The sequence below is a fragment of the Streptococcus sp. C300 genome, from assembly GCF_000187645.1.
Classification (GTDB): domain Bacteria; phylum Bacillota; class Bacilli; order Lactobacillales; family Streptococcaceae; genus Streptococcus; species Streptococcus oralis_CQ.
In genome coordinates this window covers 1-8695 of record NZ_GL732467.1, presented here as the reverse complement: position 1 = coordinate 8695, position 8695 = coordinate 1, and the positions used below count along the sequence as shown (strand labels likewise).

Sequence of the window (8695 nt, the reverse complement as noted above, 5' to 3'; positions counted from 1 at the left end):
TCATTTAAAACCAGGTAACGAGCCATCTGAGCGAAACGCGTAACGGTAATCGCAAAAGAAGCCTGCTGGGACAAGCATTCCAGCACGGCGCGTTCCTTTTCAAAAGAAAGAGAGTTGGGGGCAATGTAGAAGACCCGCTTGCCCACAGCAACCAACTCCTCTGCCTCTCTGGTTAGAATTTCTGTCAAAGAAGTCCGAATATCAGTATACAGTAATTTCATCTCAGCCTCGTTTGGTTTATCAAAGTTTCTTACTCTATTATAGCAAAGTTCGCTTCACAGTCCAAATTCAAAATTCTAGTTGACAATCATTTAACTAGGAAATCAATCATACCTCATCATCCACTTTCATATGCTGAAAGATATAGAGGAAAAAGTCTTTGGAAACTTCAAAATGCCCATAACGGAGTCGAGAACTATAATCTTTCCATTCAGGATGTTGTCTAGCTATTTCTATGGAGCAATCTTTGACTGGTTGATAATACTCGACATTTCGTCTAAAGGGGAAAAATCCTTCAAACTGCTCTACTTGATAGGCCTTGTCGTCTATAATTTTACCCACGGCCACAAAAGCCTGTAACTTGTCTTGACCGTTCATATCGTATTTTGGGCTATAGTATAAAAGATAGTCACCTTTTTTCATACGATTTAAGGGACCGCCCTTTCCATGACAGACCTGACAAAAATTCCCTTCAACTCCTCTTAAAACATGGTTCTTCGAAACAACTCCGACCCAATATCTAGGCATTTTTATCCTCCAACTCTACTAAAAAGCGATTAAAAACTTCTCTATCGTTAGATAGTTTTTCAAAAAATTCTTCATCAACACCTTCTACTAAAGGTAAAGCTTGATTGACCTTCTCCGCGCCAGACTTCGTCACTGAGACCAGTTTTGCCCGACTATCCTTTGGGTGTTGATCGCGTCTAATGTAGTCTTTCTTCTCCAGTAGCCTAACAATCTGGGAAACCGTCATGACATCCATACCAGTGAACCGAGCAATATCAACTTGCGTTACATATTCCTCTCTATTAGACAGAAACAGGAGTGAGGTTAAAACGATAAATTGGGGCAAAGTGAGGCCAACCGATTTCAAGACTCTTTTTAAATTGCTTTCCCACTTGTTGTAGACTTTGATGAACAGAAGACCTGTAGACTCTGTTTCATCATTTTTGTAAATTGAATTAAAGTGATACTTTGACATTTTTTCTCCTAAAATATTAAGTATACATATTATATAAGAATTTATTTTGTTTTTCAAGAAAAGGAAAGTCAAATGTTACAATTCTGTCAGACATTTTATAGTCTATATGCTATAATAAAAGCAAAACACATAGAAAAGGAAGTCTTATGATTAAACTACTAGCCTTGGATATGGACGGAACCCTCCTCAATGAAGCCAAGGAAATCCCGCAAGCCCACATCACTGCCATTCACCAAGCTATTGAAAAAGGTGTCAAGCTGGTTCTCTGTACGGGTCGCCCGCTTTTCGGTGTCCTCCCCTACTATAAAAAACTAGGACTGGACCTCCAGAACGAGTACGTCATTGTTAATAACGGTTGTTCAACCCACCAGACCAGTGACTGGAGTCTAGTGGACTGGCAAGAACTCAGTCCAGCTGATATCGAATACCTCTATGACTTAGCAGAAAAAAGCGACGTCCAGTTAACTCTTTTTGATGAGGAACATTATTTTGTCCTCGGTGGCAAGCCTAATCAAATTGTTCAAAATGATGCCAAGCTAGTCTTTTCAGACCTGACTGAAATCTCCCTTGAGGATGCGACTAGTGGCAAGTATCGGATGTTCCAAGGCATGTTTTTAGGAACAAAAGAGCAAACAGACGATTTTGAGCAGCGGTTTGCTGAGGAACTCTGCCAACGATTCAGTGGAGTTCGTTCGCAGCCTGTTATTTATGAAGCCATGCCACTTGGAACGACAAAGGCTACTGCTCTTTCTCGACTAGCAGCGATTTTGAAGATCGAGCCCTCAGAGATTATGGCCATGGGCGATGCCAATAACGATATCGAAATGCTTCAGTTTGCAGGGCTTGGCATTGCTATGGGAAATGCCAGTGATCATGTCAAATCCCTTGCTAATGACGTTACAGCTAGCAACGAAGAAGACGGCGTTGCACGCGCCATTGAGAAGTATATTTTATAATTGAGAAGCCCAGTTCATATCAACTGGGTTTTGTTTCTTTTAAGAATTACAAAACTTTAGAAACTCTTTAGAATTACTTGAACTTTCTTTGATTTCTATACCTTATACTAAAGTTAGAAAAATAAATCAAAAGGAGAAAATCATGAAAACAGTACTCGAAATTCATGGACTGACCAAACAATTTGGTAACCAAGCTATTCTTCAAGATCTTAGTCTAACCATAAAAGAGGGAGATATTTATGGACTAATCGGAAAAAACGGAGCTGGTAAAACTACTCTTATCAAAATCATTACACAATTATTGTTTGCGGACAAAGGTACAGTTTCCCTCTTTTCTAGCAAAGAACAAAATGAGTGGACCAAGGCTTTATCTCGAGTGGGTTCTGTTATCGAATCACCTGTAGCCCATAATCACTTAACAGCTTATCAAAACCTTAAATATTATTGTATGATACGTCATATTCCAAATGCTGATAAGGTGATTCATGAAACCTTGGACTATGTTGGCTTGTCAGATACAGGGAAAAAAGTCTTTCGTGATTTCTCACTAGGAATGAAACAAAGACTTGGCATCGCCATTGCCCTCCTATCAAAACCCGACTTCCTGATTCTTGATGAACCTATTAACGGTCTCGATCCGATTGGAATCAAAGAATTTCGTCTCATGATCCAGCGACTCAATCAAGAAAAAGGCATAACTATCCTCATCTCTAGTCATATCTTGTCAGAACTCTATCTTTTAGCTAATCGCTTTGGTATTCTGGATCAAGGTAAGATTATCCGTGAAATCAGTAAAGCTGAATTTGAAACACTGAGTGAGGATTATATTGTGCTTAAAACAAGCGATAAAGAAAGAGCTTGTCAGGTATTGAAAGAACAAATCCAACTCCAATTTAAGGTTGTCAATCCTGAAAATGAAATCCATATCTTTGGTAATGAACAAGATGTCAAACAGATTCTTAAGCAACTAACTTTGGCCGATGTTGCTATTGATGAGATTTACTTTGCCCGTCAAAACCTAGAAGAATACTTCACACAATTGGTAGAATAGGAGAAAAATCATGATACACACCATTCAAGCAGATTTTTACCGTCTTTTCCGCTCCAAAGGATTCTGGATTACAGAATTCATTCTCTTTGCACTTATGTTAATGGGTGCTACTATCGGAGCTACAGGACATCTAATGTCAGTAAATACTACACCTGAAACAGAATTTCCGACCAAAGGTTGGGACGGCGTCCAAGCTCTTATCAACGCGTCTAGCAATGGTTCAAACCTAGTTTTTCTCTGCATCGTCCTGGCATGCCTCGTTCTTGGAGTTGATTTAATCGGCAAACTCTATAAAAATAATTTAACAGTGGGTGTTTCTCGTACCGAGTTTTTCCTAGCCAAAACCTTTGTACTTGCTAGTATCGCTTTCTTACAACTTATCGTTAGCCTTGTTATTGCCTTTATTCCAGCAACTATCTTAAATGGATTTGGGACCATGCCTGATGGATTTATTGGCAATCTATTGATAACCATTTCCCTTCAATTCCTTTGTCTCCTTGCTTGGCTTTCCATCGTTTCCTTCATTCTCTATGTTAGTCACTCTTATCTAGCGGTATTTATTGGTTATTTGGTCAGCTCTATCATACTTTCTATGCCAATGCTCATTTTTCCAAATATCAAAATTTTACCATATTTATCATTACAGTTTACTTATGCTATGACTGCTAATAGTGAGTCAATTTTCTACACACTTATAGTTAGCTTAGCTGTTATTGTAATCTTTAATCTAAGTGGACTGACAGTTTTCAAAAAGAAAAGTCTATAAAAAAATGACGTCCTCTGTGCCTATAGAGAGTGTACTGCGCCCCAAAAGTTAGACAGAAAAATCTAACTTTTGGGATGTTTTTACTATGAAATTAACTTATGATGATAAAGTTCAGATCTATGAACTTAGAAAACAAGGATATAGCTTAGAGAAGCTTTCAAATAAATTTGGGATAAACAATTCTAATCTTAGGTACATGATTAAATTGATTCATCGTTATGGAATAGAAATCGTTAACAAGGGAAAGAATCGATACTATTCTCCAGAACTAAAACAAGAAATGATTTATAAAGTTCTTCTTGAAGGTTGTTCGCAAAGAAGTGTCAGCCTTGATTATGCTCTCCCAAACCAAGGAATGCTTTCAAATTGGCTGGCGCAATACAAGAAAAACGGGTATACTATTGTTGAGAAAACAAGAGGGAGACCAGCTAAAATGGGACGTAAACGGAAGAAAACTTGGGAAGAAATGACAGAACTAGAGCGACTTCAAGAGGAGAATGAACGCTTACAGACTGAGGTTGCCTACCTAAAAAAGTTAAACGAGTTAGAGGAAAGGGACGAAGCAATAGAGCGAGAAAGGCAGAGACAGTTAGAGAAATGGTTTCAAGAGGATTTCGACTAGATTTACTTCTTGAAGCAGCACGTTTAGCTCGCTCAACTTACTACTATCAGTTGAAGGAACTAGATGGGCTTGACAAAGATAAAGACCTTAAAGCTGAAATTCAAGCTATTTTTACTGAGCACAAAGGAAATTATGGCTATCGTAGAGTTACTCTTGAACTAAGAAATCGCAGTTTTGTAGTGAATCATAAGAAAGTTCAACGTCTGATGACGGTCCTTGGTCTAACAGCTCGAATTCGTCGTAAACGGAAGTATTCTTCCTACCAAGGAGAGATTGGCAAGAAAGCAGAGAATCTCATTCAACGTCAGTTTGAAGCATCAAGGCCAATGGAAAAGTGCTATACGGATGTGACAGAGTTTGCCATTCCAGCAAGTACTCAAAAGCTTTACTTATCACCAGTTTTAGATGGCTTTAACAGCGAAATTATTGCTTTTAATCTTTCTACTTCGCCTAATTTAGAACAAGTAAAAGCTATGTTAAACCAGGCCTTCAGTGAGGATCATTACACAAATACTATTCTCCATAGTGATCAAGGCTGGCAATACCAACACGATTCTTATCATCGGTTCCTAGAGAGTAAGGGAATTCAGCCATCCATGTCACGCAAGGGCAACAGCCCAGACAACAGAATGATGGAGTCCTTCTTTGGCATCTTGAAATCCGAAATGTTTTATGGTTATGAGAAGAACTTTAGTTCTTTAGAAGACCCTGAACAAGCTATTGTAGACTATATTGATTACTACAACAATAAACGAATTAAGGTCAAACTAAAAGGACTTAGTCCTGTGCAGTACAGAACTAAATCCTTCGCTTAAATTAATTGTCTAACCTTTTGGGGTCGGTACAAAAAACAGTTTAGTTTTCATCTTAAAATAATGGAGTTTTAGTTTCTTTATTTTGAGGATTATCCACGTTTCTCTAACAAACTTACACATTCGACATGAGTCGGGTGCGTGTCCAAATCATGAATCAGTTTCATCGAAAGTCTCATGAATACAAGGCTATTAAGCGATACTGGAAACTCATCCAACAAGATAGTCGGAAACTCAGCAATAAACGTTTTTATCGCCCTACTTTTCGCATGCACTTGACAAATAAAGGGATTCTAGACAAGCTTTTGAGCTATTCAGAAGATTTGAAAGACCACTATGATCTCTATCAGCTCCTGCTTTTTCACTTTCAGAGTAAAGAAGCTGATAAATTTTTCGGACTCATTGAGGAAAATCTAAAGAAGGTTCATCCTCTTTTTCAGACTGTCTTTAAAACCTTTCTAAAGGACAAAGAGAAAATCGTCAACGCCCTTCAACTATCCTATTCTAACGCCAAATTGGAAGCGACTAATAATCTCATCAAACTTATCAAGCGAAATGCATTTGGATTTCGAAACTTTGAAAACTTCAAAAAAAGAATTTTTAAGCTCTATAATTTCTGTAGTGGGTAAAACCACTATAGGAATGATGGAGCCTATTTGTTGTAGAAAAAAAGTCCCATAAGACCTATAATGAAAAGCGACAAAACCATCATTAGAAAGACTCTTATGGAACAGTTCAATTTTATCACAAACTTACTGGGAATAAAAGACCCTAACATCATAATCTTGGATGTTCTAGATGCTGGAACTCATAAAGAAATCATCGCTAAGTTGGATTATCCTGCTCCTAAATGCCCTCACTGCCAAGGACAAATGGCTAAATATAACTTCCAGAAAGAATCAAAAATCCCCTATTTAGAGTGTGCGGGTTACAAGACTCTCATTCGATTGAGAAAGCGCCGTTTCCGCTGTAAAATCTGTAGGAAAATGACGGTCGCAGAGACTTCCTTAGTCAAGAAGAATCACCAAATCGCAGCCATCGTCAACCAGAAAATCGCTCAAAAACTAATCGAGAAAGTCCCTATGACAGCCATCGCTGAAAGCTTAGCTGTCTCTACTTCCACCGTCATTCGTAAATTGAAAGAATTCAAGTTCAAGACTGACCTTAACTGCCTTCCAGCGCACATGAGCTGGGATGAATACAGCTTCAAGAAGGGAAAGATGAGCTTTATTGCACAGGATTTCGATTCCAGAAAGATTATAGCTATCTTAGATGGACGGACTCAAGCAACTATTCGCAATCATTTCCTTCGGTATTCTAGACAGGTAAGAAGTCGCGTGAAAGTCATTACCATGGACATGTTTATCCCCTACTACGATATTGCTAGAAAATTTTTTCCAAATGCTAAAATCGTTCTCGCTCGCTTTCATATTGTCCAGCATCTCAGTCGAGCAATGAATCGCGTACGCATCCAAATTATGAATCAGTTGGATAGAAAATCGCACGAATATAAGGCACTCAAACGCTACTGGAAACTCATTCAACAGGATAGCCGTAAACTCAGCCATAAACGTTTTTATCGACCAACTTTTCGCATGCACTTGACCAGCGGAGAGATTCTAGAAAAACTTCTCTCTTGCTCTCAAGAACTCCGAGAACACTATAAACTCTACCAACTCCTGCTTTTTCATTTTCAAGAGAAAAAAACTGAGCATTTCTTTGGACTCATTGAAGATACCATTTCTTATGTAAATCCTATTTTTCAAACTGTTTTTAAGACCTTCTTGAAAAACAAGGATAAGATCCTGAACGCACTGGAACTGCCCTACTCAAACGCAAAACTAGAAGCTACTAACAACCTCATCAAAGTCATCAAGCGAAACGCTTTCGGCTTTCGCAACTTTGACAATTTTAAAACTAGAATCCTCATCGCTTTGAACATCAAAAAGGAGAGGACTGATTTGGTCCTCTCCAGATTATAACTTCTCATCAACCCACTACAGTTGACAAAGAGCCCAAAAAGCAACGGCATCAAATCCGTTGTTTTTTGTTATATATGAGGACTTTTGTCCCAGTCTCAATATTGTTCTAAAATACTATTATCGAAACACTGTTAAATAGATAGATCTTAATGTCAAAATGAATACGAATCAATTCCGTACTCTAGAAAGCTATTTAAATCAACTGCTTTCAGTTTCATAAAAAGAAAAATCGCCACGTATTATCAAGGTTTATCTCGCTTAGAAACTTAATTTCAGGAATAACTAGAGATTATCGTCACGAAGTTGATAGGTCTCAAAAAGTTATAAAGCAGGTAATTGATATATCATATTCTAGAATATAGTCAAAAATAGTGAAATATTTTTACAAAAACGCCAAATTGTGACAAAATGTGACTTTCAGAATTGATTCATACAACAAAACTTATAATTTCAATGTCCTATTTGTTATATATCAGGTATTGATAACTTACAAATAATTCTATGATTTTTTACAGTAAGACACCATATAATTATCAAAAAAAATATTTGTTTCGAAAGTATATCCTAGTTTATTTGAAATAATAGCAGAATCGCTAATAAAAAACTCAGTCTCTTTTAAATTTGTAATTCCGGTACCTTTACATTTGAAATAAGATTCTTTCAATGTCCAAAGCTGGTAAAAAAATTTTTTGGGGGAACTACTTTTATAAAATTGTTGTATTTCACATTCAGTAGCAAATTCCTTTAAAATTGTTTCAAAATCTAAATCTTTCATTATTTCTATATCTATACCTACTGGTGTAGAATCAAAGATAATCACAGCAAACTCTCCGGAATGACTAACATTGAAATATATATTGCTTTCCGAAACAAATGGTTTACCATATTTATCAATAGATATGATAATCTCCTCTTTTGGAATCTTATCAACTTCTTCAATCACTTCCCTTATCAATTTTTCACCACAAATAGCTCTATATCTGTCCTCAATATATTTATAACTTTTGATGACTTTTCTTCTAAATGAACTACATATACCTAAATATCTTATATATTCTATTTCGGATAAATCAAAAATAGAAGTAAATCTTAAGTTATTCATAATTTAATTCACTGATTTTGATTTTATTAAAAGTTCTATAGGTTGAAAATAACGATAATTGATAGATTATAATGATAATAATGGCAGATAATATCATATAATCCACTGTGACGGAAAATTCTATATAAATTTCTACCACTGAATTTATATATTTGGAAAGTATTTTAAATAAATTATTCAATCCTAATAAGCCTAAAATCATT

At 36.6% G+C, this 8695-nt stretch carries 9 protein-coding genes and 2 pseudogenes; 6 read left to right on the top strand and 5 right to left on the bottom strand.

What is annotated here, in order from left to right; genetic code table 11:
• The 3 genes and pseudogenes from HMPREF0849_RS10540 to HMPREF0849_RS04865 all read right to left on the bottom strand — a co-directional run.
• Positions 1–221: pseudogene (locus HMPREF0849_RS10540) on the bottom strand (exonuclease); the annotation flags it as partial.
• 106 nt (positions 222–327) lie between these two features.
• Positions 328–747, bottom strand: a complete 420-nt coding sequence (locus HMPREF0849_RS04870; RefSeq protein WP_001138491.1) for an EVE domain-containing protein — start codon at positions 745–747, stop codon at positions 328–330.
• Complete coding sequence (locus HMPREF0849_RS04865) at positions 740–1201, bottom strand: MarR family winged helix-turn-helix transcriptional regulator (RefSeq protein WP_000049666.1); 462 nt, start codon at positions 1199–1201, stop codon at positions 740–742. The genes HMPREF0849_RS04870 and HMPREF0849_RS04865 overlap by 8 nt, the downstream gene beginning before the upstream one ends.
• A 146-nt stretch (positions 1202–1347) precedes the next feature.
• On the opposite strand from HMPREF0849_RS04865, the gene HMPREF0849_RS04860 reads away from it, so the two are divergent.
• The 6 genes and pseudogenes from HMPREF0849_RS04860 (at position 1348) to HMPREF0849_RS04830 (ending at position 7390) form a co-directional block, all read left to right on the top strand.
• Positions 1348–2157 carry a Cof-type HAD-IIB family hydrolase gene (locus tag HMPREF0849_RS04860; protein ID WP_000593596.1) on the top strand — a complete coding sequence of 270 codons (810 nt, stop codon included), beginning with the start codon at positions 1348–1350 and terminating at the stop codon, positions 2155–2157.
• 142 nt (positions 2158–2299) lie between these two features.
• Entirely contained in the window at positions 2300–3208 is a 909-nt protein-coding gene (locus tag HMPREF0849_RS04855) for an ATP-binding cassette domain-containing protein (RefSeq protein ID WP_000859673.1), read from the top strand.
• 10 nt (positions 3209–3218) lie between these two features.
• Entirely contained in the window at positions 3219–3974 is a 756-nt protein-coding gene (locus HMPREF0849_RS04850; protein ID WP_000581954.1) for an ABC transporter permease, read from the top strand.
• Positions 3975–4059: 85 nt separating this feature from the next.
• Positions 4060–5411 (top strand): IS3 family transposase gene (locus tag HMPREF0849_RS10270; RefSeq protein WP_156798281.1). Its coding sequence is split into 2 segments (ribosomal slippage): positions 4060–4510 and positions 4510–5411, totalling 1353 coding nucleotides; the frame shifts between segments, so codons are not numbered across the junction.
• Positions 5412–5536: 125 nt separating this feature from the next.
• A pseudogene (locus tag HMPREF0849_RS04835) lies at positions 5537–6037 on the top strand (transposase); the annotation flags it as partial.
• Positions 6038–6133: 96 nt separating this feature from the next.
• Entirely contained in the window at positions 6134–7390 is a 1257-nt protein-coding gene (locus HMPREF0849_RS04830) for an ISL3 family transposase (protein ID WP_033605379.1), read from the top strand.
• A gap of 499 nt (positions 7391–7889) precedes the next feature.
• On the opposite strand, the gene HMPREF0849_RS04825 is transcribed toward HMPREF0849_RS04830, so the two are convergent.
• Positions 7890–8492, bottom strand: a complete 603-nt coding sequence (locus tag HMPREF0849_RS04825) for a 4'-phosphopantetheinyl transferase family protein (RefSeq protein ID WP_001061742.1) — start codon at positions 8490–8492, stop codon at positions 7890–7892.
• Positions 8485–8695: hypothetical protein (locus tag HMPREF0849_RS10680; RefSeq protein ID WP_000600401.1), on the bottom strand; the 211-nt coding region annotated here is incomplete at its 5' end. The genes HMPREF0849_RS10680 and HMPREF0849_RS04825, both read right to left, overlap by 8 nt.